Raw genomic sequence first — 26,666 nt, forward strand, 5'->3', positions numbered from 1 at the left:
TTCGTCAATTAGTATGTGCAATTTCATATATAAACTAGTTCGGAAATAAGGCAATACATATGTCACAAAAAAAAGCGCTAATCGTAGACGATAGCACGGTCACTCGTTTGATGATCCGAAAGATTATTTTAGATAATTTCCCTGATTGGGAAATTTTGGAAGCAAGTACTGCCGATGATGCCAAAACCGTTGTGACCGAACATCGAAATATTGATTTTTTTAGTTTAGACCAAAACATGCCAGGAACCCTTTCGGGATTAGATTTAGCAGAAGAACTCAGGAAGAGTTACAAAAACACAAAAATGGTCTTAATCACAGCTAACATTCAAGATGCGATCAAAAATAGAGCAAAGTCAATTGGTATTGATTTTGTAGAAAAACCAGTAACTGCAGAAAAAATCATCCCACACCTAGGATAAATATGAATTCTTTAACTGAAATAGAAAGAGATTCGTTATGCGAATTATTCAATATTAGTCTTGGTGCAGCTGCCAAACTAATGGGTGAAATGGTTTCTGATGAAATATTATTAACAGTACCAAATTTAAAACTAATTACAACAGACGAAGCAAAGAAAATAGAATACCTTGTAGACCAAGATGTATGCACAATTGAACAAAAGTTTGTTGGTGGAATTGGTGACGGTTCAGCCTTCCTATTATTTCATAAAAGTGCAAGTTTAGAAATAGTCAAAATGATGATGAAGGACTATGTGGCCTTAAATGAAGTTTCCCAATTTGAAAAAGATGCACTCAGTGAGATTGGGAATATTATCTTAAACGCCATATTATCAAATTTAGCGAAATTATCTGATTATAAAATAGAAACTCATGTTCCAGAGTTTTTTGCAGGAAAATATGAAGACTTACCTCTTGGAAGAAATTCAAAAAAAGACAATTCCATTCTTCTAGTTTTTATAGATTACAAACTAAAAGGAAAGGACATTAAAGGGTATATTTTTTTCATTCTTAATTTCGATAGCATCAAAAACCTTTCCAGAGTACTCATTGAAAAGTTAAAGTAGTGAACACTCTTAGTGAAAAGCACCTACTAACAATTGTTAAAAAATCTGGGATAGGGATTCTCATTCTGGATAAAAATCTCAATATTGTTTTAGCAAATAGTTGGTTTTTAAAAAGTTCAGGATTCAAAGAATTTGATTTATTACATTTTTCTTTTTTGGATGTTTTTCCTGAACTTAAAAATACACGAACTTTCAAATCAATCGAATTGTGTTTAAACTATTCACAATATTCTATATTAACACATACACTAAATCCATTTCCATTCCCTCTTTACGATAATGAAAAAAGAAAAGAAGCTGAAGAACGAATTTACCAATATTTACATATCATTCCTATCTCCATCGAAGATGAAACCAATCATTTTTGTATGATTCAGATTTCAGATGTTTCGCAACAAGTGGTTAGGGAAAAACTTCTGCGAGAACAAATGACTTTAGCAAACCAAAGAGAAATCGAAGCACAAAAAGCATCACAGGCGAAAACAGATTTTTTAGCTTCTATGAGTCATGAAATCAGAACTCCTTTGAATGCGATTCTTGGAATGACTGACACCTTAAATGAAACAAAGTTAACCGAGGAACAACAAGAGTATTTAACTGTCCTTCGAAATTCAGGAAAGGCTTTGTTCAACATTATCAATGATATATTAGATTTATCTCGGATTGAATCTGGAAAATTTGAGATGGAACATATCCATTTTTCCATTCGCAACCTCATGAGTGAAACAGTTTCTTTATTTTACATGAAAGCAAAAGCCAAAGGAATCCAAATAGAATTTCAAGTAGGAGACGACATATCCGAAAGTATTGCAGGTGATTCGACAAGATTACAACAAGTTCTCATCAATTTACTTGGGAATGCGATGAAATTTACGGAAAAGGGAAAAATATTCGTTAATGCTTCGTTATGCGAAAATAGGAAAAATTTAAAAATCTCCGTAGAAGATTCAGGAATAGGAATTCCTGCAGAAAAACTAAAATCTATTTTTGAAAGTTTTACTCAAGTGGATAGTTCCACAACCCGGAAATATGGCGGGACTGGCCTTGGTTTGACCATTACTAAAAAATTAATTCTTCTCATGGGTGGTGATATTTCCGTTATGAGTGAAGTTGGAATTGGATCCAAATTTGTTTTTGAAATACCTTATGAAGGTTTTACTAAACGAATCTCAGGAATCCACCAACACTGGCTCAATTTAGAACTGCCGGAACCTGAAAATTTTCCTAACTGCAAAGTTCTTTTAGCTGAAGATTCAGAAGAAAATATTTTTATCATTAAAACTTTTTTTCGAAAGTATCCCATTGACATTGTAACTGCCTATAATGGCAAACAGGCTTTGGAAAATTTCAAATCACAAAAATTCGATATCATATTAATGGACATGCAAATGCCAGAAATGGATGGGTTAGAGGCTACAAGAGAAATTAGAAAAATTGAATTAGCGAACCAAACGACGGCTACTAACTCAATTCCAATCATTGCAATTTCAGCAAATGTCCAAAAAGAAGATATTAGCAAAAGTTTTTTAGCCGGAATTACTTCTTATCTTTCTAAACCCGTCAGAAAGCAGGAAATTTTAAAGTTGATGTATTTTTATCTCGCAATGTAACCAAATTACTTTGATTATGCGAAACTTATTTTAAACTTTTTTCGACAGCCGTATCTGGATAAGCTTCCAACACATTCGATTCTGATAAAATTTCATTACCTTTTTCCACAGACACAAACCCTGGTTCTGTTTGAAAACTAACCAGTCGGGGAGAAAACTGATTTAAGATCTGTATTCCATATTTTTTAGAGATTTTCTCCAATGATTCTTGTGATTGATTCTTAGAGAAGGTAACAATCAAAACTCCCGGTAAAACAATATTGGCGCCAGAGCCAACGGAAGTAGAATAAACTTCTGTAGTTTTAGACGCAACAGTTGATTTTGAAGATTTCGGAAAGAGTTCTTTACCCGCAGGTCGAACATTCCAACCAAATTTAACCCCTTGTTTACCTTGATTTGTTAGTTGGTTCGATTGAGCCTGCTCATGGCTCACATATTCAGCTACTACACTAGGGTTTCGATAGAAAGTTTTCGTGACTCCACCTTCTACAAATGTAATCGAACTCGGAGGGTCTTTGGGATCCGCATTGAGTGGGTTCAAAATCCAACAACCTAAAGCAAATAAGCAGATCCAATTAGTAAAATTCATTGGTTTTTTGTTCATTGTCTTACCTACCATAAATTCGTAACCGAATGGAATTGATAGATCCCGTGTCCGCTGCACTGGCATCATACACACGTATGATCCAGGTTCCATTGGGATTTTCTCCTAGAGTGCGAGCTAGGCCAAAACGATAAGTTGGAGAACCTGTCATCGTTGCAATAGAAGTATTCCCTGAAGAACATAAAGAATTACTGTAAGGATTGAGACAAGCATGTGGTTCTGTTAGGAAACTGGTAGTTCCACTTGGAGAGGTAATAAGAATGTATAACTCTGGAAAAAATGTATGATATGATGTGAATTCTACATCCACATATTCAATGTAACTGATACTTGAGGAAACAATATAATTAACCGTTGCCCCAGTTACTACATCATTATCGGGTATAGGTGTATTCGGAGACAATGTCGCCTTAGTATCTATGATTTGAGGTGTCGTAATCGGGGACCAAGTACCTACTCTCTGAATGAGATTATCGGCGTTCACTGCACCAAACCCATATTTATGATTTATGTTTAAGCCGGCTGCATTTATACTCCAATCCGTATCTGTTGGATCGTTTTGTCGTGCGGAATAAGCAACTAACTCTCGTATGTCGCGCCAAGTAAGGTTGGGATAATAACTTGCCAAAAGTGCAATAACACCTGCAGCTAATGGAGTGGCCGATGAAGTTCCGTTGAATTTTCTAGTGTAGTTTCCAAACGAATAATCTCCAGAAGTACCGCCAGCATTCAATCCATTAACACCCGAAGCATCCGTTGTAGAAATGGCCGTTGTGTAAGCGGTTGCATTATTACCTTGGGTATGGGCAACCGTCCATAAGTTAGCACCTGATTCAGAATAGTTGGCCTTTTTGCCATCTTGACCTATTCCACCAATCGCCATTACGCCGTAATAATTGGCCTGCCCATCATAATTAGCATTGTCAACAAGTACAGGAGAAGATATACTCCCGCCATTGGCGCCGTTTCCCGCAGCCCAAACATATACCGTACCTTTGCCACTTTTTCCCTTTTGAATTCCTTCAGTCACACCCTGTTGCCAAAGTGAACTAGAAGGCCAAAGCCAACCATACCCATCGGGAGAACCCCAACTGTTATTAGAAATAGAAACACGTGCAGATTCATTAACCATAGCTCGATATTCATCAGAAGTATAAATTGTAGATTTTTCGAGTATGTTAACACCAACTAACTTAGAACAGGGGGCAGCTCCTCGAACACCAATTCCATTTCCTCCTCTAGCAGCAATCACCCCTCCGACGGCAGTTCCATGAAAACTTTTTAGATAGGTATGGGTAGGATAAATAGTGCTATTAAGGAGATTCAGGCCACGTGCAGTGACAGAAATATTAGAAGACAAATCTTCATGTCGAATGTCGAGGCCGTCATCGACAACACTTACAATAACCTGGTTTCCAGAGATTCCTTGATTCCAAATAGGATTAACGTTAGCATCCTCACCAACTGTACCACCGGATTGGCCTATGTTTTGCAGATGCCACTGATCATTATATAAAGCATCCCCATTACCGCCTGGAGCAAAAACACAGTTTTCTTCTTTTGCGTTTGCTACTGCTTGTAAAAGGAAATAATAAAAAAGTGAATCGCTGAGCGGATCATTATCATTTACAGGAGTACAATTTCCAAAAATCATACTTACGAAAACAAGGATGGAAATTGCAGTTTTCATTCGATTCATTTGATGGAAATTCCTGACCTATTTCTTATAACATTCGAACCGCCCGAATCAATCGAATTCCAAACAAATTTGAAATCTTTTTTAAGCTTTTGCTTCTGCGAGTCGTTTAGACCTGTCCTCTTGGACCAAAGCATCAATCAATTCGTCCAAGTCACCTTCCATAATGGCAGGTAAATTATGACTCGTAAATCCAATTCGGTGGTCAGTGCAACGCCCTTGCGGAAAGTTATAAGTTCGAATTCGTTCCGACCTATCCCCTGACCCAACTTGCGCTTTTTTCAGAGCATCTGCGCTTTGTTTTGCGGCATCGGCCATTTGGTCAATAATCCTTGCACGTAAAACTCGCATCGCTTTATCACGGTTTTTTATTTGAGAACGTTCTTCTTGGGAAGCAACAACAATGCCAGTAGGAATATGAGTGATCCTAACCGCAGAGTCTGTTGTGTTAACGTGTTGTCCACCAGCACCTGACGACCGATATACGTCAATTCTTAAGTCACTTTCCCTGATTTCTACTTCTTTTTCTTCTGCTTCTGGGAGTATAGCAACGGTTACTGCCGATGTATGAATCCTTCCCCCAGACTCTGTTTCTGGAATTCGCTGAACACGGTGCGTACCTGATTCAAATTTAAATAAGTCATATGCTTTATCATCATCTAAAGAAAATACAATTTCTTTAAAACCACCGATACCAGTAGGACTTGCATCGATGATCTCTGCTCTGATTCCTTGTTTATCGGCATACTTGTTATACATACGAAATAAATCCGCACAAAACAATCCTGACTCTTCTCCACCCGTTCCAGCACGAATTTCTACAAGGATACTTTTTCCAGAATTTGGATCTGGAGGTAATAACATGATTTCGAGTTCTTTTGCTAACTCTTCTAATTTTTTTTCACCTTCTTCAATTTCCGATTTCAACATGGAATGCATGTCTGGGTCATTTTCGGATTCAAGAAGTGATTTTGCATCTTGGCAATCTTTAGTTATTTTTAAATATTCATCAGCTTTAGTATATACGGGAGTTAGGCGAGATCTTTCTTTCGATAGATTCTTCAATGTATCGGATGCGGTGGCTTTTGCGAGCTCATCCTCGATACGCAGGTATTTTTCTTGAATTTTTTTCAATCTATCTATCATGTCTATGGAAAGGATATAGAATGCCTGTTTTTGATAAACCAAAATCTAACGAGGAATTCAGAAACCCGTGAACGAAACACAATCTCAGGTCAAATCTGAAGGTTTTTTAGACGGCCTTGTCGAATTATTTGCCGGCCTAGAGGATTATAGAAGCCCCTACGCACCCACAATTCAACCGCCGGACAATCTCATCCAGGAATTGGTTCAAAATGCTTCCTTTAAATCAGGCCTCGTCAGCGCTACCTGTTCCCTGCCCCCAGGGCCCCTTGGGATTCTCAGCATCCTCCCCGAATTACTTTTTGTGTACCGAATCCAGGGGCATTTGATTTTAGACATTGCGGCCCTCTACGGAAAAGAAGTCCAAGTGACTAAAGAATTATTACTTTATTGTCTATTTAAACATGGCGGGGCTCATGTGTTTCGTAAAATTATTGAAGAGTCCTCGTTGAAAATTTTGATTCGCCCAACAACTGTTAAAGTATTCCAAACGATGTTAGAAAAATTAGGATTATTAATTTCCAAGTCAATTCTTCGCAAACAGTTTGCTCGTTGGATACCAATTGGAGGAGCTGTAGTGACAGGAACCTTTGCTTATTACGATACAAAACGTGTTGGCAAAACAGCTATGGATCTTTTTTCTAAAGAAATCCATTCCGAAGAAATTCGAGAATTTTTGGAGTCTCAGTGAAATTATTTTTCCTTTTAATCTCTGCTGTTTTATTTCTTTTCTCTTGCCAATCAAAACATGAATCATTAGTATCCGAAATTGAAGATTTAATCGCCAAAGAAAAATACGAAAAAGCTTTAGTTCTATTACAAGACAGACTTTCCGCCAATCGTCCTACTTCAGAAATACTATCCAAAAACAAACCAAATCAACCTCGTTTATTTGCACTTTCGGAAGATAGAACAAAGATAGTTTGGACAGAAAACAAAACTCTATATTTTAAAGACTTAGTGAACGATAGTCGAAACTCCATTGAATTGAAACTAAGGCCAGATTCGATACAAGTTTCAGCTAATGGTAATTTTGTGGCGGTTCAGTACCCATTGAAACAATATGGTGGTTGTGCCTTATTTGGTTATTCCACTTCAGATTCGGCTTTGGAACATGAATCGATTGTACATATACCTTGTAAAACAGGTATGGCCATTACCAATTCAGGTGATTTGTTAGTTTACTTCTTTGAAAACCAACTCTTCGTCGAAAGAACTGGCAAAAGTTCAAAACCAGAAAAGTATATTATTGGCGATCTTTTTCCTACGCCCTATCCAAAGTTAAAAACACATAATCACATTACATCCATTGGAAACGAGTTTTTAGTATGGTCGGGGATCGGCGGATCATACAATTTATTCTATATGAATTTGGAATCAAAACGAGTGACTCTCCTTTCCAAAGATATCATACTTCCCAGATTTTATTATAACAATGGAATTTCTGGATATGTTGTCGGTGGTAAGATTGGAGATCTCTATCTGAAAGAAGTAGTTTACCACCAAGGCAAAACTCCTTCGATCAATCGAGGTATTCCCATTGTAACCAGAGAGGCGTTCTCCTGGCGAATGAGTGGGAAGGACGAATTCATAGCCACCAATCAAAATGATCCAAACCAACCAATGAAATGGAAGGTTGCCGGTAAAAAGGAACATTTTCCATTTTTTATAGAGAGGTTGTGGGGAGTCGCTGGGGACCGAATCGTTTATGAAAGTAAAAGAGGAGAACTAGTGTTAGATGATCTTAATTTTTCAGAGGAAGATTGGATGATTTATGATTATTTCAAAAAAGTAAGGAAAATGAACGATGGCTAAGCAGCCTGTTCCTTTTCTTTTTTTGCAGAAAAGATATCACATGCCTTGTAAGTGTCAGTGATACAATGAGAAGTAAGTCTTTCTAGATCTTCAGTTTGTAAACGATCTTTGGAACTAGGACAAATGGAGAGTCCTTTAGAATACAAAGGGCATTTTACATAAAACTCATTTTTAGGAAGGGACTTCTGTGCCATAACTCTGAAAATTTTTGGCGAAAGGAATGCCCTGTCAAATCGATTTTAGGTCCGAACACAAAATTAAAAATTCAAAAAACCGTACAATCCCTCGAAAATTAAAAGTACAAGTTTAAGATCGTAGGACTTTCTACCGATCCCACCTGATCCTCATTCGAAAAATCTCTTAGGTTAAATGTTTTTCCGTTCCAATTTTTATCATATAAATGCCCAGCCATAAACACTTGTACAAGGTCTTGTGCTTTTGTTGATTTGATGTATTTTGCCATACCTTCTTGTTTCCAAATATTAGGATCTTCTAAATCAAAGGATTGCCATTTCATGTTGGGATAAGTAGCCGATGGGGAAATCAAACCATCAATTGGTTTACCGACAAGGCGAGTATAAATGTTACTATCAAAAACATCCTGCCCAATGAAAATCGCAACCTTCCAACCAGGAACAATCCAAACTCGATCCTGAGTGACGTCACCGGCTGAAATAACTTTCAATTCCTCTTCTGTTAAAATTGATTTTTTAACTAGAGGATCCATTAGTTTTCCCTCGGCAGAAAAAGGAATGGCTACATTGTACAAAGGCCCTTTAGGATCTAGGACGAGACTACCCTTAACGATTTTTGGATTCGGCAAAATGATCGTTCCCGCCAAAATCGGAACGTTGTATTGTTTCGCTAGTTCAGAAAATGTTCGAACATATACATCAGCCATTTTCTCTGCTTTTAAATAAAACAAATCGGAAATTGTAAAATTTTCTCCTTTGGTTTTTAAAGCGGATTCGAAAGAATCTGCATTCAAAAACCTAGATTTTTCATCTAGAAATATTAGTCCAGTTCCAGTGTGTTCAGGAAGTATAATAATTGTTTTGCGATCAAAAATTCCTGCAGTTTTACCTTTACTTAAAGTTTCTTCAATTCGTTCTTTCCACCATTCTTCTTTAACAAAATCTTCTGGTTGGAGAACTAACTGAATTCCAACTAAATTTCCGTACTTTCGATCAATTCCATTGGTTTGAATCCTGATATCATTCCAAGATTTCGTTGGTTTAGAAATTTCTTCATCTACTTCAGGTTTACTAAAATTTAAGTTAAAATCAAATTTAATGTCAAAACTAAGATCTGGTTTCGGGATATCGAACTTCGGTAAGGTGGTCTGATCGTCCTTTAAAAACGAGGCAGAAAAAAAACCAAATCCAAACAAAACAATAAAAGTGAGAATTTTGTATGGTGGGACATATAAATTATGCATATTTTGTTAAATAGAGTTGGACAGCTTCCAACATATACTCCGAAAAAAGTTTAGACGGATCAAAGGTTTTAATATCAACCCAATCCATAAAATCGTGTTCATCCGACAACTGGATCTTCCCATTCAAAAGTTTGGCGGTATAAGCCACGATAATGCAGGGAATATTTCCCTCGTTCACCATATGTTTATGAATAAAAATTGGTTCTGGATTTACATCAATTTTTATTTGTTCTCCCAATTCTTCCGTAACTTCACGAAAAATACTTTCTGACCAATCAGAAAAAAATTCGTCTTCGTTCATCCGGCCACCAGGAAGATCCCCATGGCCGGATTTCCTGTCTCGTAACACCAACATTTGATCTCCATTACGAAGAAACAACTTCTGTGTGATTTGAAAAAAACCATGTTTACTCATAAAAAATTTCCCCAAACATTAATTTGGTGATCAACAGCATACAAATCTGGATTAGGAAGTTTTTTAGATTTATAATCATTCACCATACCTAATGAAACACTTGCTAATTGCGAAATGATTGGATCCATCGATTCTGTAGGAACTCCAAAAAATAAAAAGTTCACGGGGCTTCCATCACTGATAAGAAAAACTTCTTTTTCTATTTGTTTTTTTTCTATTTTAAAAATAATTTTAGAACCCAAATCCATTTGTGTTTGTGGATCTAAAATTCGATAAAAAAAGATTTTTAAATCTTCGCCACCTAGTTTTGGATTTTCCGATAAGTTCAATTCGTTAGTCCAACTGATAAAATCAGCAAATTCGACCGTCTTAGTAGAGCCAGAAGCAATGAACAATTGTTTGTGTTTGCTATTCAGTATCCAGGATTCCCAAGTTTTAGGTAAAATAATTGATTCTCCAGTGACACCAATAATTAAATCAATTTCGTTAAACTCTGCATTAGATAGATGATTAAAATCGGATTTTAAGTATCTCGATTCTTCTTTTGTTTTTCGATCTACTTCCAAAATATCTAAATTGTTTTCGTGAAGAAATCCACCAATTAGATAACGTTTTAAAAAACCACCAATGTTACCTTTTGATCCGAGAAGTAGTACCTTCCGTTTAGATAAAACCTTACCGACACCATGCAAAGTGTTATCCAAAGCATTCAAAATAGAACGAGCGACTTCCTTTGATTCTTCCTGAGTTTTTTCAGTAGAAATAGCGATGGAAAACGTAGGTAAAAAAAGAGATTTTTTCTCTGCTTTCACTTGAATTAAACGGTCGTAACCATTTCGAGTGTGTTCAATGGTTCCAATCACATAAGATTTTAGAATTTCTTGGAACGATTTTTCCCTGACAGAACGATCTTTTGTTTCTACCCAAAACTCATCCAAAACGGCTCCGAATGAAACACCATCTAATGCACGTTCGTTTAAAATTGGTGCTACGTAACCACCATCTTCAATTAAAAGTATTTTTTCATTTTTGGTAATCACGGCGAGTAATTTATTTAAAAACAAAAAAACAGCCAATTGTCTCATTGCGTCGAAAAAACCTAGTTTTGCTTCTTCTAGTTTATGACGGAATGTAGAATGAAGTTCAAAGTCACTATACAAAGGAGATACACCATAATAAGGAGTATTATTTTTTGTTAGTTTGAATTCGAGGCCAGCCATAAAAAACATTTCCGTTGGAATATCCAACAAAATATCCAAATAAACGGGAGGAATATTTCCACCATACTTAACGAAGGCGACATCTAAAGAATTTACCTTCAACCTTCGGAAAGTTTCTATTAGAGAAATAATTTCTGAAGTAATGTGATGAATTAAAAAAACATGAACACCTTCAAAATTAAAATTATGTCCTTGAGAGTTTGCAATTTCTTCTAATAAAGGCATCCGTTTTAAATAAAAAGAAGAATCAAGTAAGGTTCTTTTTTGGTTGATACTAAAATTTAGAACACGATCTAAACGAGAAAGATCAACATAAACTGAAACCTTTCCAATAAGGGCACGGACGGTATTTCCTTCTTTGATTTTTTTAGATGCAGATGAATCTTCAAGTAAAAGGAATAATTTTTTTAGAATCGATAATGAAACACTAGGGTCAGAACTTAAAATCAGGCTTCGATATTGCTCTTCCCAATAAAAATTTATATTTGTTAGTTTTCCAAGAGGAGTTTTTTCAATTTGAGAAAATACCTTACTAAAATGACTATTCTCTTCTTCGTAAAAAGTTTCTCCCTTCTGAGCTGCATTGATCATTCCGTTGCTCAAGGATTCACTAATTTTGGAAGCTCCCGCAATATAAGTTCTTGTATGAGCATCACTAATGATTTCATGTTTGATGTTAGTCAAATTCAAACATCCATCTTCCTGCGTATCAATAGTTATGCGAAGAAAAAAATCACCAATCCTATATTGACTAGCAACTCTTTCCATTAAAATATAATAACCGGAATCATGAACGAATTCGGCTTCAAAAGGAAATAACAATGCTACTGAAGAATTTCGATTAGGATCTTCTCCGTAAAATTCCGGGTGAATTTTTTTTGCTATCGATTGTTGTTGAAAGGATCCAAATACAAAACGTAAGTTTTCTTCAAATTGTTCTCGAAACAATACCCAATCTTTTAGAATTCCTGCTCTCGCAAAAACTTGAACATGTTGGATGTGCATGTCCACTAACTCATGATTTATGTTCGGATTAATTTTATAAATAAAAGACAAATCACCAGGAAGAGAAATTAATTGGTTGCCGATCTCTTCCCCAATCGTTCGCGAAAGAATCGAAAGCCCAAAAAAAATCCGAAGGTTTGTCAGATCGATTTCCCAGAGTCGATCTTCTACCGGAACGAGGACAGGCCCAAGCGATGTATGTATCTCTTTTTTTTCTGACATAGAGTTATTTAAAATCTACCACTACCTTAACACTGGAAGGATCTTTTGCTGTTGCATAAGCCTCTTCCAATTGGTCTGAAGAAAAACGATGAGAAATTAAATTAGTTTCGAGAGCGTTCGTGATCTCTGGATTATCACGAAGTAAAGAGATGGCCATATGGAAATCTCCACATCGAGAACTGTGAATTTCCTTTCCGTCGACAAAGAATTGTTTTACCAAACCAACATCATCTGACCAGTTATTTTGATTACTGGTGTCTACAAGGATTGCTCCTCTTGGTCGAACCAAAGAATTTTCATGAGCAGGATTTGGTCGGATGGCAAGGCTCAATTCTTCTGGACTGGAAACTATCACTAGATCAAAGCGAGGAACTCTATCGGAAAATTTAGGTGAGTTCAATATACCTTCTGCTTCCTCTGCACTTCCTTCAAACACATTGAATTGTTTTTTTAGATTCCCTTTGATTGTTTCAGATACCCCGTTAAACAAAAATATATTTTTGTTTTTGCGATTTTCCTTTTTCCAATGGAACAATGTATTGGATTCTGAATAAGGAAGGATTGAAAGTTCATCTACCACTAGTTCTGTCAAATGAGCAAGACCTGCCATTATTTGGCCATTGGTTGTTTTTAGATGGACTTCTCGTTTAGCAATTTTCAAAGCTGATTCAAACCCTGAAGTTGTGGAAGTTGTATCATAAACAATATCAAACTTGTTTTTGAGTGCAGGAATCTCTGTTTTGCGAAGATCAACTACCTCGTCTGCACCCATGGCTTTAGATAAGGTAACCAAATGGTCATGTCGGGTAATCGCAGTTATGCGAAAATCAGAATTATTTGTTTTGCGATATGATGCAAGTGCTGCCAAAATCAAACTTCCTAAACGACGTGGCCCGAGAACCGCCACATGGTCTCCCGGTTTCGGCGGAGAGGCAAGGATTGCTTGTAAAGCGGCAGCAAATGGTTCCATAAGAACAGCTGCCTTTGAAGAAACACCCTCGAGAGAAATTGCAGCATGTATTGGCGCTAAAATATAAGGACCAAATCCGCCAGGTAAGCGATCAATTCCGAGCACTCTCCTTTCGGGGGAATGAGTCGGGATACCTTCCCTACAAAATGCGTCAGGGACTTTATCTCCTCGTGCCTCAAAGGTATCATTAATTTCAACAACGAACTGTTTGCCTTGGTCGGCGCCAAGACCTTCGGCAAGGACTTCATGCCCAATGATTTGTGGAAGAGGAAAGGGTAAAAAACGTCTATCGATATCGGTAGAACAAACTCCGCAGGATATGGTTTTGAGGGGAATGTAACCAGGCCCTAGATGGAGATACTCTTGGCCGTTTCGTTTGATCTCCCAACCTTCCGTTTCACTACCAAAATACTCGTATTCTGCGGATTCAAACGAGTCTTCGGATGTATAATCCTTCGCTCGAAATTTTAAGTTCATTACCTATTGTTGATAAAAAAAAGAAGAATGATCGTCAATGTAAAAAAGGTAAAGTTCAAAAGAAAGCCCTGTCTGATTTCTCGTCTCTCTTTATCACCAAGTAAATAACTAGTAACAAAGACAGAGAAAAAACCACCTAAGTGCGCCCAGTGCGCCACTTGATCACGTGCAAACAAATTGGTAACATCAGAATAAACCATCATCCAACCAAACAAAAAAACTGGGAAAGGAATGGATTTTCTTTTGGAAATGGGAAATTGAAAAGGGGAAAGTAATGTGGCAGCAGAAGCCAAACCCGAAATGGCCCCACTCGCACCCACAATGGGGGTCCTATCTCCTAAAATTAGTCCTCTGACTACTGCATCACCTAATACAGATAATACGCCAGCCATAAAATAAAACAATAACCACTTACCTTTACCAACTCGATTCTCTACTACCCGACCAAGGATTAAAAGAAAAAATAAATTGGATAAAAGGTGGGCACCGGATCCATGAAAAAAGGTAGAAAGAATCCAATTGATCGGCTCAAATTCACCTGGTGTTGCAATAAAGTATACCCCAACCAGTTCTGGAAAAAAAATAGATACAACAGGGTATAATAAAAAAAGGAATAATGAAAATCCAGCTGTGAGGGGAAATTCCCAAAGAAACGATCGCATAACTATTGAAATGTGGGTGGTTTGACTTCTTCTGGATTTCTTACGTATGACGGATCAAAACCTGGAATCCCAGCTGCCAATTCATGTAAATCTGGTTGTTTCCAAATAATTTCATAATAATCCAAAGCCCCGTAAGAATCAAAATGACTATCATAGAGCAACCGTAAATACTTTTCGCGGTCAGAAAAGATGATTCGATTCACTTCATGGGCCATTTCAGCAAAAGTTCGGCTTTCTCTATCAAATTCATCAACAGAATCATGTAATAGCCCAAGGAGTACAATATACTTTTCTGCTTGTTTGAGGGACTTTAAGGAATATGCCAATTCCTGAAGTTTCATTAAATACAAATAAGGCCGAATGTTTTTTCCTACGATTAACTTCTGTTTTGCAACTGCAATTTCGCGATACCCTAAACGAAGATAGGACTTAGTTTCTGTTTTTTCCTTTCCATTAGCAAGTCTTGCCAGGCGACCCAGCTCTGTTTCCAACTCTTCAATTTCATCTTCTAAAACAAAAATATAAAGTTGGATGAGAAGTCCCTGTGTTCTTCTAAGTTCCGAATAGGAACGTCCCAAATCCATTTGTAAATGCAGAATTTCTGATTCTATATGGTGTTGTACACAACGTTTGAAATACTTTTTTTGGTCGTCAGTTCCTCTATTACTGATTGTTGAATTTAGAATGCGTAGAAACTCGTAGTTGTCCTTAAGTCCATAGCTAACACGAATTAACTGAGTTGCTTTGGAACTGGACTGGTCCGGTGTCATCTCTCCGATTGCAGCGAGGAAGAGTAGTAGTATTACCGAAAAACGTTTCATCTATGGAAATAGTTTCGGCCGTACACAGAAAACATTAGCATGATAAAAAAGAAAAGACATCTACGTCTCATATTCTAGAATTATGTCGAGAGGAACCTGTGCAAAAGTTAGGATCACTACCAACTTCCCCTTCGGAAGCCATTGACCTCCTTAAATCCGAAATGGACCAACCGGTCTGGGAATCACGTCTTTTGGATTTAATGAAATTAGCTGCAGATGGTGATAAAAACACCTGGACAATGATCTATCAAATCATTCGAGAAGCCGACTCTGGTCGACTGAGTTGGGGTTATCATAAATCATTGTTATCTGGAATGGTATATCTACTCTCCTATGTTGGAGATTCTAAGAGTTATCGTGTTTTATTGAATTATGTCAAATCTCTCGACCGCGCCATTCCCATCGGAGCCATGGAACTTATCTCCGATTTACTTCCGACATTTGCAGAACTTGATATTCGCGAACTGTTTACCATCGCTTCGAATGTAGATGAACTTAAGTCTGCATTTGGAATTTTGGCATTATGTAAACTCAATATGGAAAATCGACTTTCCGATGATGAAAAAGAAAAACTCAAAGATTTTTTATCTACATATAAAAATTATAAATACTACCTCACCGATACAATTGAAATCACGTTAGAACAATTAAATGAAACTGATGCGAGTGACATGTTATCGGAGTTAGATGGAATTTTTCAATGAAAGCAGCAGTCCTCCCCCAAGGTTCTAGATCCCTTGAAATTCAAGAATTAGATCTCCCTCCTCTCCTTCCCAACCAAGTAAAACTCAAAGTCAAAGCCTGCGGTATTTGTGGATCAGACATACACTTGGTTTTACATGGAAAAATGAAAGCCAGTTATACACCTTGTGTTCCAGGCCACGAAACCTCAGGAGTTGTGGAAGAAGTTGGAGAAGAAGTTACCAAATTCAAAAAAGGAGACCGAGTGGTTGTCAGTGCAGGAACTTCCTGTGGAAAATGTAAACATTGTTTGGTGGGCCGTGAAAACCTATGTGAAGAAATTGGAGTTCTTGGTTTTAACCAACGCGGAGGATTTGCAGAATACTTACAAATCGAAGAACGATATCTACATCAGTTACCTGACGAAATCCCATTTACAGAAGGTGCCATTCTAGCCGATGCCGTCTCTACCCCCTACCATGCAGTCAAATACCAAGGAGAAATCAAACCAGGGGATACGGTTGCGATTATAGGCTGTGGAGGTTTAGGAATCCATGCTGTTGCCATCGCCAAGGCTTTGGGAGCCGGTCGTATCTTTGCTGTAGATATTGATAGTGGTTCTTTGGAAAATGCAAAGGCATACGGAGCCGATGAACTGATCCTCGTCGAAAAAACTATGCAAGTGGGCAAGGTTTTAAAGGAAAAATCTGGCGGCATAGATTTGTTATGCGACTTTTCGGGATATATGCCAAATATTGAAAATTCTGTTCGGGCTATGAGTCGAGGAGGACGGATTGTCCTTGTTGGTATCGGCCGAAACAAACTAGAAATACCCATGCCATTTTTTCTGATTGAACGACAAATCAGAATCACAGGTTCTTATGGGTCTGACAGAAGGGCGATCCCCGAACTCATCCAACTTTATAAAGACAAAAAATTAAGCCTGACAAAGTCTATTAGTGGAGTGCATAAGTTAGAAGATACCAATGAATTTTTGCATGCCTTGGAAGAGAAAAAAGGAAATCCTATTCGTTTTATCATCAATCCGGAATTATAAATTTTAGATTGATGACCGATTCATCAAATTTGAATTTTGATTCATTGATTTCTAGATAAGTTTGGTAATTCCTAAGTTTTGTTTTAGTTTATTTAATTTCCACAAGAAGGAAACTCAAATCGTCCATTTGATACTTCCATCCAACGGAAAATTTAAAAAGAGAATCTTGAATGACCTTTGCCAAGTCTTGGAATTTTTGATATCGATTGTCCCATAATAACGATTTGAGTTTTTCTTCACCAAAACTATCACCAGCCTCATTTAACAAATCAAAGATTCCATCTGTATAGAGTAGAATTTTATCCCCTGATTGTAATTTTACAGTCTCCTCTGCATAAGGTAAATGTGAGAATAAACCTAATGGTTTCCCTTTAACATTTAAATGAATTACCTCTGATTCGGAATTTCGAATCAGAAAAAAACCTGGATGGCCTGCGTTACTAAATGTCGCTGTAAACGATTCTGTATCGATAAATACATAAGATGCCGTGATGAATAAATTTTTTGTTTTTCCAACCAAATGCCTGTTCATCGAATGAAAAACACGCGAAGGAAACTGCAGATAAGCACTTGCTCCCACAAATGCCATTTTCGACATGGCGGCCACCATGGCAGAAGAAATCCCATGCCCAGAAACATCTGCCATGAGAATGGCCCAATTCCCCATACTGTCTTTTGTATGGTCAAAATAATCACCACCTACCGATTCTAGGTTTTGTGAAAATCCAATGATCCGAATTCGTTCATCTTCATTGTATTTAGATGATAACAATGATTTTTGGAGAGCATGGGCCAAGGCCAAATCTTTATCGATTTGGATCAATCTTTGTAATTCTTTGTTTTTATTTCTTAATTCGGCATTCATCCGACTGATGGATTGTAGAAGTTGCCAATAATGTTTGAAAACATAAAATCCAAACAAAACCATCATCATTATAAAACTATAATGAATGAGTCTAACTCCATAATTTAAAAACCCAAGATCTATCAAAATATCATGAAGCCCACCAACGACGATAAACAATAATCCGAAGGTAATGGTTTGAAGATTTTTATTTCCTTTAATCAAAACGTAAACAGAAGAAAAAATGGCAACGATTCCTTCAAAAATAATGATCCAATCGTAATCATTTTCACTATTAAGAAAAGAAATTCCATTTTCATAATTATTCACTAGTGAAATAAAAAACACAAACAAATGAAGGACCGCGATCGCCTTAAAAAGATTTCGAAAAAATGGAGGGAAAATCCCAATCAAAAAAAGTAAAAGTGCAAAGGGGAAAAATGCAAAATTAAAAAAAGCAAGTGGTATAACAAAATAAGAAAACTGACTCAATGAAAAACCAACAAACCCATTCAAAACTTCAATCAAAGAGGCAGAGAATAACAGAATTGAAAAATTAAGAAAAATAATTTCTCTTTTTCTTAAAAAATAAAACCCGAAAAATATGATTGAAAGGATTAGTAAAATAGGAGCAAAAAAAGTTTCAGAAAAATTATCCAAAAACAAATCTACTAAAGCTTGTGAATGATCTTTAAAAAAAACTTCACGATCCATTCCTATAAAACCACGATATCTGGAATGAAATTGGATGATGAGTGAACCAGAAGGATCTTGTTTTAGAGGGATGATATAAGGAAAAATATGATCATGAAGTTTTGATTCAAAAACCAATTCACTACCTTGGAAAATCTTAAATTGTTCTAAAGCAATCCCAATAGATAAAACAGGGCTTTTGAGTTGTCTTATAAATTGATCACTAAATTTTACATATAGATACTGGCTTTCCTTAGATTCCATCCCCAATTCATTGGGTTTCATTTTTCGCCAAACATTGTTAGGAATCGAATTCGGGTCCAATACTTCCTCGGAAGACCAAAAGTAATACCGATCCAGAAGATAAACAGATTGTTGGAACTGGTGGTCGGGTTTAGTTTCCGAATGTAAGTCCAAACAACCTAAAAATAAAACTGCAAACCCCAAATAAAGAATAAACTGCAAGAGAGTATGAATTGATTTATATGATTTGACTTCTTTCAAAATTTTATTCCTATAGGACAAGCAGGATACGTTCAATGAATCGCAATCGATTCCTATCATTTTTTTACCTACTCACCTTCCTATTATTGTCTCTTACTACGCTTATGGCCCAAGAAGAGAAAACCCCCCAAGAATTATTCGTGGAAGACAAATTGGAATGTTATTCCATCGCCACGGACATTGATGGACAAGAACACCAAAAATCTCTGAAGTGTATCTCTAAAGATTCCATCTGTTACATTATCCAAGGTTTTGCGATGAGTTGTATTCCTCGTACAGGAAGATATCCTGCTGAGTTACCCAATCTGAATCCAAAACCGACCCAACCATAATCGTATAACAGGAGATTTATGAAAATCAAAACAAAAATCAGCGAAATGTTGAAAATTGATCTACCGATCATCGCAGCACCTATGTTCCTTGTCTCCTATCCGGAGTTAGTGGTGGCAGTTTCCGAGGCTGGGGGGATTGGTTGTTTCCCGTCTTTGAACTACAGAACGCCAGAACAATTGCGCGAAGGAATCCTTGAAATTCGTTCAAAAACAAAAAAACCCATAGGTGTCAATTTGATCCTACACAAAGAACACAACCCTAATTGGGCGAAACAATTTGAAGTAGTTATGGATTTAAAAGTAGAACTCATCATCACAAGTCTGGGAACTCCTAGAACCATTGCGAAAGAAATCAAATCGAATGGATCCACTTTGTTTTGCGATGTGACCACACTCAAACATGCAAACATTGTAGCAAAATCTGGGGCAGACGCTCTCATTGCTGTTTCTCAAGGTGCTGGTGGACATGCCGGAGCCATCACACCTTTCGCACTGATTCCTTACTTGAAAAAAGAAGTAGGGTTACCCGTGATCGCAGCTGGTGCCATCTCTACTGGCTCTCAAATGGCTGCAGCTTTGTCTTTAGGGGCAGATGCAGTTTACATTGGAACTCGTTTCATTGCAACACCTGAATCCAAAGCACAAAATGAATACAAACAAATGTTAATTGATTCAAGTCCTGACGAAATTGTTTATACAGAAAAAATTTCAGGAATACCGGCAAATTGGTTATCAAAATCGGTAGAACGTTCCCCTGAAATTTTAGAAGACGGGCCTAAAAAAATCGCTGCGGGTCATGCTGGCGGAGAAAAAGCCATTGAACAGGAATACAAACGATGGAGAGATATTTGGTCTGCTGGCCAAGGGGTAGCGCAAATCCATGAAGTGAAACCTGCAGGTGAGATTGTAAAAGAGATCGCAAGTGAATACCTGGCAACAGTGAACAATCTTCCTCGCTAAACAAAGATCAAACGAATCGATCAAATAGGTCGATTCGTTTGGCACCAAATAAAAAGGATAGTTTTATATCCGTTCTTTCCTAATTGATTTACTTTTCAAAAATGAATTTAAAACTTAAATTTTGAGAATGGCTTCGGTCATTCCTTTGGTATCTAAATAATCGTTCGACTTATAAATCATCTTTCCCTCTGGAGTGAGGATCAAGAAAAAAGGTAAGCCGATTTTCAATTCAGGGTAATTCGGATCATTGGCGAATTCTTCGAATATTGGGTCTGTGTCATAAACCTTCCAAAGAACGACTTTGTTTTTGAGAGTTTCATTCCATTGCTTTTGAGTTAGAGTCAATTTCTGAAACTCTTTGCAGTTCGTACACCAGTCTGCATAAAAATCAATAAATATCGGTTTTCCTGTTTCTTTAGCGATCCGGTATACTTCCCCTTTCGACCGGTTCCATTCCAAATTCCCGTGGACTTCCGTCGGGGCCGCGGTAAATGTTAAACCCGATGCAACTGACGAAAATTTATAAACAGTAGATTGTAAAAGTATAACAAGAACAACAATCGAAGTATAAACTCCCATTTGTAACAGTGAAAGTTTCATTTTCTCAAAAGGAAGACCCTCTTTCTTTTGTAAGTAGAGAAAACTTAATGCCAAAGTCCAAATCAGAAAAACCTTCGTTGATAAACTCGAATCCAAACCCCAAAGTCCAAAAGCCTTTTCCAAATAAGTATATGAAAAATATAAAATGAGCAGAGCAAGAATCCACTGAATTGTCTTCATCCATTTACCGGACTTAGGCAAAGCAAAACCAAAAACTCCGATGAGTAAAAAAGGGATCCCAAGTCCTAAACCAAAAACAAACATTTTTAAAGAAGTAAAAAGGATCGGCAAAATGTTGAATCCTTCGGTTTGGTAGGTAATGAGTTGGACAAGAATGGATACAACGACAGGCCCAACACAAGGTGAGGAAAGAAGGCCGGCACCGATTCCCAAAAAGAAAGTATTCGCATAACTTACGTTTACTGAATTTCTGAGATCACCAGAGAAAAAGGGAAAGTATAAAAACTCGGCTACACTCAAACCCAAAATGAATAACAAAATTGAAAGTACAAGTTGAGTCTCTGGGTAACGTAAAAAAGAATTAAATACCCCACCGCTAAAACCCGCAACAAGACCAAATACAGCATACATCGTTGCAAGACCGATATAATATACGAGTGGGTGAGACCATTTGTGCTTGGAAACACGAGACTTTAAAATTCCAGCTGTGATAGGGTATAGAGGATACACACAGGGTAAAAGTCCTGCCAAAAGCCCACCTAGTGCTAAAAAGAAAATACTTAAAAACGAAAATGAACCAGAAGATAATTGGGCTTCAATAAAGGATTGGATTTCAGATACCATACACTCTGTCTTAGAACGTAGCTGTGGCTTTCAAAACAATAGTTCGATCCAATCTTCCATATTCGGAAATAGGATGCGAAACAGGTTTGGAAAACTGTTCTATATATTCGACACGATTTGATGCCTCCCCGGTACTGTCTACATACCATTTATTTGGCTCTCCCTTAGAATCATACGAACGAACCTCTGTATATCCCAGAGCCAAACGTGCGGAAGGAGTCATAAACCATTCGGCAAAAATTTGACGGGAAATATAATAGGACTGATTGGAATAAAGAGGATCTGTAGTACCTGGTTTGAATCGTAACCAAGGTTCTCTTTCGACAACCTCAGTCGCTCGGAGTCCGGGAGCAGGACCACCAGTGGCAATTTCTCCGCGAGCCACAAGTCGAATTGTTCCATTTCCAAGTCCTGCCCAAACATAAGCTCCTCGTCCGGTTGATTCGGGAACCATGGTAGCTGGTTGGTACGGTGCCAAACGGTCTACAATCTGACCACCTAATTGTTTTTTGGCCATCCCTCCCAATCCCAAGTTGAGTATATCTTTCCAAACAAGGTGAGACTCGACTGCAATCACCTGTTCTTGGTTCAATGAAACACTACCCTGTTTTCTTGTGGCTGGGTTTCCATCACTGGCGAGGCAACTTGTTTTCCCTTCTCTACATTCATCACTCGCATAACCAAATGCATTCGATGCCCTTCCTAAAAGATGGAGTCCCGTTTTTAAATTCTCGGACCAACTGGGTTCCCATCCTAGTTTCCCAATCACATCATATCCGGTGTTCGTTGTATTTTGTGTATTTCGGTAACCTTCTCCATTGACGACAGCAGTTTGAACGGAAAAAGATTTCCAACGGAGTATATAATTAATTCCAAGATCCACAGGATCTTTTGCAAAACCCAAAGACTCTAACGGTGATTTATCAAAATAACGCCAATCATAGTTTCCAGACCATACAGAAAACATATGTGGTAATTCAAACATTCCAAATTGAATCTGATGTTTTGTATTTCCAAGTTCAAAAGTTTTGGAGATGTTTGCTCGCCTAACCAGAAATACATATGGATTGGATTTATTGCCAGTACCAGCCAAAGTATCGTTGGTTAAGGCATCATTACGTAGGATTTCTCCCCAAAATTCAGTCTTAATGCCGGTATTTTCCCATTCTTTGGAAATTGAAAACATTGTCCATGGCATAGAAAAACCAGCTTTGTCAGACGGCGATAGGTCTGTTGTGCCGGAAGCTTTGTCGCGGATGCGATAAGATGCTGTGGGAGTTAAGATGGCCCCAAGTTTTAGTCCATAGTAACCATCTGGTTCGTCTTTTTTTGTTGTAACGACCTCTTCGCCAAATAATGAAAAGGTGAAGAGGTATAAAAGAATTAAGAACTGAAAATTGTATTTCACTTTTTACCGTAAGTTTCGTCCGGAGTAAAACTTGTATCTTCCCAACCAACAGGTTTGTGACAAGGAAGGCAACGAGACAACATTGGATTATCTTTTCGTTTTTCTCTGAGCTGAATGGTAGCACCATCCTTAGTGATTAATTCTTTGTAATCATTTTTTTCCAATTCAGTGGCCCCTAATTTAACAGCACCACCAGAACTTTTAGAAAATTCTGAACCATTGATATTAACAAGGCCCTCGCAAACGCAAGTATATCCCTTCTTTTCTTTTTCTTCGTAGAACACTCCAAAAGCTGTTCCGCGAACACCAGCAGTGGTTGTAGGAGTAGAGACCTCAAAACTTCCTTTTTTAAAATTACTAACCCGAAACCAGGCTGCCCCTTTTTCTACATAAGCTTTGGCGAGTTTTTTTTCTGAATTCCATTCTTTTAAAGTAAAATCTGTGTTAGGTTGAATGCGAATCTCCGTTTCTTGGTATAGGAAGTCTACCTTGGATCCGTTTCCTGTTTTGATTCTATCGCCTGGCTTGAGGATGTCGTTAACTTTCAAAGTTTTCCAAAGTTTAGAGGAATCTGTGGAAGATAAAAAACTCACCTTCCCACGAGTAAAAGTTGCAACAGCAAATTCTTCCGCAGAAAGGGAAACAGTAGTTAGGATGAAGGAGGAAAGGGTTAGAAAGATTCTGAGGCTCATAATCTCTCTAACAAACATAAGGAAAAAATTTATCAACCGAATTTATGAATTCGGTTGTAGATTAAATTACCAAGGGATTGAAAAACCCATACCTTTCAATTTGTACTCTAATTCCTCACGTTCTCGGCTTTTTTTAGCGGTGGAACCTTGTTCGTCTAACAAACCCAGTTCGATTGCTTTCTTTTTAGCCCCTTCTTTGCCAGAAGTGTTGAGTGCATTGATGATTTCTGTGTCATATTTAGTCAAATTGAGGGCAGACAAACGGTAGTCGACAAATGCTTCCCAAGCGTTTGGAACCCATTTTTTAACAATTTGTTCACCGATAGTTTTTGCAAAGAGACGAACTTCCAATTGAGCATGATCATCCATACGAAGTGCTAAAAAGTGAAGTAAGTTATGTAAGTCAATTTTCCAATATGCCTCTGTATAAGTAGCAAGTGGTAAATCTTTTCTAGCCTGTTCGCGAGCTACACCCATTTCTAATCTTTCATTATAAAGATCATTTGCAAACTTCTGAAATTCAGTTTCTCTTTTTGTTAGGTGGTCGCCTTTGGATAATTCTAAAAATCCATCGCTACCTTGTTTGTTTCCAACGGATTGGACTCGCCATTCACCTGGCAGAGTGGTTTGAGCAGAATCGATGGCTACGGAGTAACGCGTAGAGTATTCATTGACATTTGCCATTCGGTGTCGAATCCACTGGCGCCAGGTATCCATAGGAACACGAACGTGTAGCTTTAGTTCGCACATTTCAAAGGGAGTGCTATGACGGTGGCGCATAAGGTACCGAATGAGACCTCGGTCTTCACTTACTTTTTTTGTGCCTTTTCCGTACGAAACGCGTGCTGCTTGAACGATTGATTCATCAGATCCCATATAATCAACGAGTCTGACAAACCCATCATCCAAAACCGGAAATGGTTTTCCTAAAATGGAGTCTAATTCGGGAACGGAAACTCTTGAAATGGATTCGAAATCAGATTGTTGCATATTAGCTTTATTTTTTAGTTCACAGGCATATGAAAAGTCGAAAATAGAGTTATAACGCTGCGTTGCCTTATAAATAGAAAGGATGCTAAATGGCACTTGAAGAAAATTCATTGGAAGATCGTTTGATCAAAATTTCCTCCCGAGACAGCAATAAAAGTCTCATGGTGAACCCGGACAAAATCTATATTTTTCCGGTCCCAAAAACAACGTTCCAGTTTTTGGAAAATATTTGGCAATCTTTCACAAATAAGATGGTTTCTCTCGTAGATTTCAACGATGATCCCATTTTTAATTTTTCGATTTTTGAAGTCATTGACCAAGATGAAATGAAAATTGTGGCCACGGCCACTCACTTCAAACTGAAGGAAATTGCGGAGCGCCGTCGAATTCCGGGAATCGAAGAATACATCAAAAAATCTCGCCCCATCCACTTAGGGGATCCGCGAAATGAGTCGGCCGGATTCATTCGTAAATCGATCATCGATTTCAATAAAGGCCTTAGACCGGAAGTCATCTTCGTTAATTTGAAACAGGAAGAAATCCATCCTGAGAAAAAAGTTTTACTCTCAGAAACAATGAACCACGCCATCGGGATTCCGCTTTTTGTAAACGAAAACCCAATCGGAATTTTATGGGGGATTACCAAAGATCCGATTCCTGAAGACAAAATCCGTCCGCTCACTCTCCAACTTTATTCTTTGTTTGATGTGATTGAATTTGTTGTGGCAAAAGAAATGGAATCAGGTAACGACCATTATATTGCCCAAAAAAATATTGAAAAGGCAGATACAGTTTCTAATTCGAGGAACTTGTTTTATACCACAACCAAAGACCAAAAAGAACCAGTTACTTCGATTATATTCAAATCCCATCAATATAACATTGAATATAGAATGGATGCATCCTTCATCATTCCAACAACTGATGGTTATGCGGTTTCGTTAAAAAGTTTTACTCCTGAAAAATTAAACAATACAGGTAAAAACCTTTTACTCATTCCTGGATTTTTTTGCAGACGTTCCGTAATGGACAAACTCGCAAAAGAACTTGCCCTTAAATATGGATATCGAGTTTTCCTAATGGATATGCGAGGAAGGTCAAGACAAACCATGCCTAAACATGGAAAAAAAGAAGGATGGACTGTAGATAATTACATCCAGGATGACTTTCCAGAAATTTTGCGTTGGATTCGTTGGCACTACCCAAGTGAAAGGACAGTGGTTCTTGGTCATAGTATGGGGGGAATGATTCCTCGTTTTTATGTATCTTCTTACGATAAAATCAAAGAACTAAAAGAAGAGTTCAACTTACCACAACCAGAAGAATACATTGCTGGGATCGTTTCCATTACTTCGCCTAACTATATTAGTTTAAAATCCAACTTTATTGGCCTAGATACTTTGAAACGCGGATTCAGTATGCTTCCGCACAAAATGATTTCTGATATGATTTTGAGTATGGCAAGTTTTTCCATGCAAGCCACAATCCAAACTATTGATCTAAAAAAATTCTTTAAACTAATATTGAACCTTCATTCCAGCTTGAGAAGTTTTAGTTATAATATTGGAACGAAAGTTTTAACCATCAAAGATTTTGTGGGTTATAAAGAAATCACTCCGCCCGAATGGTATTTCCTCATGGAAGATGTGTTTTGCGAAGAATCTGTCTCTGTGATTATGCAATTTTTCCAAAGTCAGATCTCCAACGAACGAAGTTTCTGGTCAAACGATGGCCGAATCAATTATACCGAAAACTTTCTAAACAACTTCAATATGCCAATTTATAGCGTAGTTGGCACTGTTGATAAAATTGTTCCAGAAGAAAGTTTAACAGAACTCAAAGATCTCAAATCAGAAAACAAGGTGATCACTTATTACGAACAAGGTCACCTTGGGATTATTTTTCACGGGGAAACTGTTAGAAAAATTTGTAAAGGGATCGACGAATGGATCCAGGGATTAAAATAATCCCGATATTCC

Annotated in this window: 25 protein-coding genes; 10 read left to right on the forward strand and 15 right to left on the reverse strand. The window is 37.5% G+C overall.

Annotated features, from left to right (window positions below):
* The first annotated feature begins 59 nt into the window (after positions 1 to 59).
* The 3 genes from EHQ49_RS12260 to EHQ49_RS12270 are packed head-to-tail and all read left to right on the forward strand — an operon-like array spanning position 60 to position 2,634.
* A complete protein-coding gene (locus EHQ49_RS12260) occupies positions 60 to 419 on the forward strand; it encodes a response regulator transcription factor (RefSeq protein ID WP_135579841.1) in 360 nt (119 codons plus the stop codon).
* Between the two features lie 2 nt (positions 420 to 421).
* On the forward strand, positions 422 to 1,024 hold the full coding sequence (locus EHQ49_RS12265) for a chemotaxis protein CheX (protein ID WP_135579843.1): 603 nt from the start codon (positions 422 to 424) through the stop codon (positions 1,022 to 1,024).
* Positions 1,024 to 2,634, forward strand: a complete 1,611-nt coding sequence (locus tag EHQ49_RS12270) for an ATP-binding protein (RefSeq protein WP_135579845.1) — start codon at positions 1,024 to 1,026, stop codon at positions 2,632 to 2,634. The genes EHQ49_RS12265 and EHQ49_RS12270 overlap by 1 nt, the downstream gene beginning before the upstream one ends.
* Before the next feature lie 25 nt (positions 2,635 to 2,659).
* Here the strand turns inward: EHQ49_RS12270 and EHQ49_RS12275 are convergent, their stop codons facing one another.
* The 3 genes from EHQ49_RS12275 to prfA all read right to left on the reverse strand — a co-directional run bounded on the left by EHQ49_RS12275 (position 2,660) and on the right by prfA (position 6,080).
* A complete protein-coding gene (locus EHQ49_RS12275; protein ID WP_244241470.1) occupies positions 2,660 to 3,238 on the reverse strand; it encodes a hypothetical protein in 579 nt (192 codons plus the stop codon).
* A 4-nt stretch (positions 3,239 to 3,242) separates the two neighbouring features.
* A complete protein-coding gene (locus EHQ49_RS12280) occupies positions 3,243 to 4,937 on the reverse strand; it encodes a S8 family serine peptidase (RefSeq protein ID WP_135579847.1) in 1,695 nt (564 codons plus the stop codon).
* Between the two features lie 81 nt (positions 4,938 to 5,018).
* Positions 5,019 to 6,080 (reverse strand): peptide chain release factor 1, encoded by a 1,062-nt coding sequence (gene prfA / locus EHQ49_RS12285; RefSeq protein WP_135579849.1) that lies wholly within the window; start codon positions 6,078 to 6,080, stop codon positions 5,019 to 5,021.
* Positions 6,081 to 6,147: 67 nt separating this feature from the next.
* On the opposite strand from prfA, the gene EHQ49_RS12290 reads away from it, so the two are divergent.
* Positions 6,148 to 6,768, forward strand: a complete 621-nt coding sequence (locus EHQ49_RS12290) for a hypothetical protein (protein WP_135579851.1) — start codon at positions 6,148 to 6,150, stop codon at positions 6,766 to 6,768.
* On the forward strand, positions 6,765 to 7,892 hold the full coding sequence (locus tag EHQ49_RS12295) for a hypothetical protein (protein ID WP_135579853.1): 1,128 nt from the start codon (positions 6,765 to 6,767) through the stop codon (positions 7,890 to 7,892). The genes EHQ49_RS12290 and EHQ49_RS12295 overlap by 4 nt, the downstream gene beginning before the upstream one ends.
* On the opposite strand, the gene EHQ49_RS12300 is transcribed toward EHQ49_RS12295, so the two are convergent.
* From EHQ49_RS12300 to EHQ49_RS12330, 7 genes are all read right to left on the reverse strand, one after another.
* Complete coding sequence (locus EHQ49_RS12300; protein WP_135579855.1) at positions 7,889 to 8,086, reverse strand: hypothetical protein; 198 nt, start codon at positions 8,084 to 8,086, stop codon at positions 7,889 to 7,891. The genes EHQ49_RS12295 and EHQ49_RS12300 overlap by 4 nt on opposite strands.
* Positions 8,087 to 8,184: 98 nt before the next feature.
* Entirely contained in the window at positions 8,185 to 9,330 is a 1,146-nt protein-coding gene (locus tag EHQ49_RS12305) for a carbon-nitrogen hydrolase family protein (RefSeq protein ID WP_135579857.1), read from the reverse strand.
* On the reverse strand, positions 9,323 to 9,745 hold the full coding sequence (locus EHQ49_RS12310) for an NUDIX domain-containing protein (protein WP_135579859.1): 423 nt from the start codon (positions 9,743 to 9,745) through the stop codon (positions 9,323 to 9,325). Before EHQ49_RS12310 ends, EHQ49_RS12305 begins: the two co-directional genes overlap by 8 nt.
* Entirely contained in the window at positions 9,742 to 12,192 is a 2,451-nt protein-coding gene (locus tag EHQ49_RS12315; protein ID WP_135579861.1) for a hypothetical protein, read from the reverse strand. Before EHQ49_RS12315 ends, EHQ49_RS12310 begins: the two co-directional genes overlap by 4 nt.
* 4 nt (positions 12,193 to 12,196) lie before the next feature.
* On the reverse strand, positions 12,197 to 13,639 hold the full coding sequence (locus EHQ49_RS12320; protein ID WP_135579863.1) for an MDR/zinc-dependent alcohol dehydrogenase-like family protein: 1,443 nt from the start codon (positions 13,637 to 13,639) through the stop codon (positions 12,197 to 12,199).
* Complete coding sequence (locus EHQ49_RS12325; protein ID WP_135579865.1) at positions 13,639 to 14,301, reverse strand: rhomboid family intramembrane serine protease; 663 nt, start codon at positions 14,299 to 14,301, stop codon at positions 13,639 to 13,641. Before EHQ49_RS12325 ends, EHQ49_RS12320 begins: the two co-directional genes overlap by 1 nt.
* A gap of 2 nt (positions 14,302 to 14,303) precedes the next feature.
* The gene (locus tag EHQ49_RS12330; protein ID WP_135579867.1) at positions 14,304 to 15,122 is read right to left on the reverse strand and encodes an adhesin OmpL37 family surface protein; all 819 of its coding nucleotides are present in this window, start codon (positions 15,120 to 15,122) and stop codon (positions 14,304 to 14,306) included.
* Positions 15,123 to 15,283: 161 nt separating this feature from the next.
* Here EHQ49_RS12330 and EHQ49_RS12335 point away from each other — a divergent pair, with 161 nt between their 5' ends.
* Positions 15,284 to 15,826, forward strand: coding sequence for a hypothetical protein (locus EHQ49_RS12335; RefSeq protein ID WP_244241478.1), 543 nt, complete (start codon positions 15,284 to 15,286; stop codon positions 15,824 to 15,826).
* Positions 15,823 to 16,860, forward strand: a complete 1,038-nt coding sequence (locus EHQ49_RS12340) for a zinc-binding dehydrogenase (RefSeq protein ID WP_135579872.1) — start codon at positions 15,823 to 15,825, stop codon at positions 16,858 to 16,860. The genes EHQ49_RS12335 and EHQ49_RS12340 overlap by 4 nt, the downstream gene beginning before the upstream one ends.
* 88 nt (positions 16,861 to 16,948) lie before the next feature.
* On the opposite strand, the gene EHQ49_RS12345 is transcribed toward EHQ49_RS12340, so the two are convergent.
* Positions 16,949 to 18,901 carry a PP2C family protein-serine/threonine phosphatase gene (locus EHQ49_RS12345; protein WP_135579874.1) on the reverse strand — a complete coding sequence of 651 codons (1,953 nt, stop codon included), beginning with the start codon at positions 18,899 to 18,901 and terminating at the stop codon, positions 16,949 to 16,951.
* Positions 18,902 to 18,936: 35 nt separating this feature from the next.
* On the opposite strand from EHQ49_RS12345, the gene EHQ49_RS12350 reads away from it, so the two are divergent.
* Together EHQ49_RS12350 and EHQ49_RS12355 are read left to right on the forward strand one after the other, a co-directional pair.
* The gene (locus tag EHQ49_RS12350) at positions 18,937 to 19,233 is read left to right on the forward strand and encodes a hypothetical protein (RefSeq protein WP_135579876.1); all 297 of its coding nucleotides are present in this window, start codon (positions 18,937 to 18,939) and stop codon (positions 19,231 to 19,233) included.
* A gap of 18 nt (positions 19,234 to 19,251) precedes the next feature.
* Positions 19,252 to 20,193, forward strand: a complete 942-nt coding sequence (locus tag EHQ49_RS12355; RefSeq protein WP_135579878.1) for an NAD(P)H-dependent flavin oxidoreductase — start codon at positions 19,252 to 19,254, stop codon at positions 20,191 to 20,193.
* Between the two features lie 114 nt (positions 20,194 to 20,307).
* On the opposite strand, the gene EHQ49_RS12360 is transcribed toward EHQ49_RS12355, so the two are convergent.
* The 4 genes from EHQ49_RS12360 to thyX are packed head-to-tail and all read right to left on the reverse strand — an operon-like array spanning position 20,308 to position 24,798.
* Entirely contained in the window at positions 20,308 to 21,597 is a 1,290-nt protein-coding gene (locus tag EHQ49_RS12360) for a protein-disulfide reductase DsbD family protein (protein ID WP_135579880.1), read from the reverse strand.
* A gap of 10 nt (positions 21,598 to 21,607) precedes the next feature.
* Complete coding sequence (locus tag EHQ49_RS12365; protein WP_135579882.1) at positions 21,608 to 23,005, reverse strand: hypothetical protein; 1,398 nt, start codon at positions 23,003 to 23,005, stop codon at positions 21,608 to 21,610.
* Positions 23,002 to 23,715, reverse strand: a complete 714-nt coding sequence (locus tag EHQ49_RS12370; RefSeq protein WP_135579884.1) for a FecR family protein — start codon at positions 23,713 to 23,715, stop codon at positions 23,002 to 23,004. The genes EHQ49_RS12365 and EHQ49_RS12370 overlap by 4 nt, the downstream gene beginning before the upstream one ends.
* Before the next feature lie 48 nt (positions 23,716 to 23,763).
* Positions 23,764 to 24,798, reverse strand: coding sequence for an FAD-dependent thymidylate synthase (thyX, locus tag EHQ49_RS12375; protein ID WP_244241471.1), 1,035 nt, complete (start codon positions 24,796 to 24,798; stop codon positions 23,764 to 23,766).
* Between thyX and EHQ49_RS12380 the strand changes: the two genes are divergently transcribed.
* Positions 24,777 to 26,654: an alpha/beta fold hydrolase gene (locus EHQ49_RS12380; RefSeq protein WP_135579886.1), complete on the forward strand. Its 1,878-nt coding sequence runs from the start codon at positions 24,777 to 24,779 to the stop codon at positions 26,652 to 26,654. The two genes, thyX and EHQ49_RS12380, sit on opposite strands and share 22 nt — an antisense overlap.
* Positions 26,655 to 26,666 lie beyond the last annotated feature (12 nt).

The organism is Leptospira perdikensis, from assembly GCF_004769575.1.
In the GTDB taxonomy this organism is placed as follows: Bacteria; Spirochaetota; Leptospiria; order Leptospirales; family Leptospiraceae; genus Leptospira_A; species Leptospira_A perdikensis.

Bases quoted from the DNA above. Each gene is read 5' to 3' on its own strand.
- EHQ49_RS12260 (WP_135579841.1), top strand. From the start codon at position 60: ATGTCACAAAAAAAAGCGCTAATCGTAGACGATAGCACGGTCACTCGT.
- EHQ49_RS12265 (WP_135579843.1), top strand. From the start codon at position 422: ATGAATTCTTTAACTGAAATAGAAAGAGATTCGTTATGCGAATTATTC.
- EHQ49_RS12275 (WP_244241470.1), bottom strand. From the start codon at position 3,238: ATGAACAAAAAACCAATGAATTTTACTAATTGGATCTGCTTATTTGCT.
- EHQ49_RS12280 (WP_135579847.1), bottom strand. From the start codon at position 4,937: ATGAATCGAATGAAAACTGCAATTTCCATCCTTGTTTTCGTAAGTATG.
- prfA (WP_135579849.1), bottom strand. From the start codon at position 6,080: ATGATAGATAGATTGAAAAAAATTCAAGAAAAATACCTGCGTATCGAG.
- EHQ49_RS12300 (WP_135579855.1), bottom strand. From the start codon at position 8,086: ATGGCACAGAAGTCCCTTCCTAAAAATGAGTTTTATGTAAAATGCCCT.
- EHQ49_RS12305 (WP_135579857.1), bottom strand. From the start codon at position 9,330: ATGCATAATTTATATGTCCCACCATACAAAATTCTCACTTTTATTGTT.
- EHQ49_RS12310 (WP_135579859.1), bottom strand. From the start codon at position 9,745: ATGAGTAAACATGGTTTTTTTCAAATCACACAGAAGTTGTTTCTTCGT.
- EHQ49_RS12315 (WP_135579861.1), bottom strand. From the start codon at position 12,192: ATGTCAGAAAAAAAAGAGATACATACATCGCTTGGGCCTGTCCTCGTT.
- EHQ49_RS12320 (WP_135579863.1), bottom strand. From the start codon at position 13,639: ATGAACTTAAAATTTCGAGCGAAGGATTATACATCCGAAGACTCGTTT.
- EHQ49_RS12325 (WP_135579865.1), bottom strand. From the start codon at position 14,301: ATGCGATCGTTTCTTTGGGAATTTCCCCTCACAGCTGGATTTTCATTA.
- EHQ49_RS12330 (WP_135579867.1), bottom strand. From the start codon at position 15,122: ATGAAACGTTTTTCGGTAATACTACTACTCTTCCTCGCTGCAATCGGA.
- EHQ49_RS12335 (WP_244241478.1), top strand. From the start codon at position 15,284: ATGGACCAACCGGTCTGGGAATCACGTCTTTTGGATTTAATGAAATTA.
- EHQ49_RS12340 (WP_135579872.1), top strand. From the start codon at position 15,823: ATGAAAGCAGCAGTCCTCCCCCAAGGTTCTAGATCCCTTGAAATTCAA.
- EHQ49_RS12350 (WP_135579876.1), top strand. From the start codon at position 18,937: ATGAATCGCAATCGATTCCTATCATTTTTTTACCTACTCACCTTCCTA.
- EHQ49_RS12355 (WP_135579878.1), top strand. From the start codon at position 19,252: ATGAAAATCAAAACAAAAATCAGCGAAATGTTGAAAATTGATCTACCG.
- EHQ49_RS12360 (WP_135579880.1), bottom strand. From the start codon at position 21,597: ATGGTATCTGAAATCCAATCCTTTATTGAAGCCCAATTATCTTCTGGT.
- EHQ49_RS12370 (WP_135579884.1), bottom strand. From the start codon at position 23,715: ATGTTTGTTAGAGAGATTATGAGCCTCAGAATCTTTCTAACCCTTTCC.
- EHQ49_RS12380 (WP_135579886.1), top strand. From the start codon at position 24,777: ATGGCACTTGAAGAAAATTCATTGGAAGATCGTTTGATCAAAATTTCC.
- thyX (WP_244241471.1), bottom strand. From the start codon at position 24,798: ATGAATTTTCTTCAAGTGCCATTTAGCATCCTTTCTATTTATAAGGCA.